The following is a 334-nucleotide window of genomic DNA, read 5'->3' as shown; positions in this document are numbered from 1 at the left end:
GTCATCAGGCGCTGCACGGTTTTATGGTTCACCGCCACCCCGGATTGCTGAATGCTGGCCGTGATGCGCCGATATCCGTAACGTCCTTGATGGCGCGCGTAAATCGTGCGTATGTGTTCTTTTAAGTCAGCATACTTATCCTCAATGAGCATTACTTTTTGCTGGTAATAAAACGTGCTGCGCGCCATGGCCGCGACTTTCAGCAAACCGGCAATGGGGTATTTTTGCCTTAGTTCCTGGATGAGTTGCGCTTTTTGCGTGACGCTGCTTCCTGTGCCTGCTCCTGAACTAAGGCTTTCAACTTTTTTAGATATTCGTTCTCCATGCGCAGGTA

At 50.0% G+C, this 334-nt stretch carries 1 pseudogene; it reads right to left on the bottom strand.

The window, feature by feature from the left end:
- Nucleotides 1-334 (bottom strand): annotated as a pseudogene (locus H8K47_RS18085) (IS3 family transposase); the annotation flags it as partial.

Source organism: Cognatundibacterium rugosum, assembly GCF_014284365.1.
In the GTDB taxonomy this organism is placed as follows: Bacteria; Pseudomonadota; Gammaproteobacteria; order Burkholderiales; family Burkholderiaceae_D; genus Undibacterium; species Undibacterium rugosum.
This window is presented reverse-complemented; position numbering and strand designations above follow the sequence as displayed.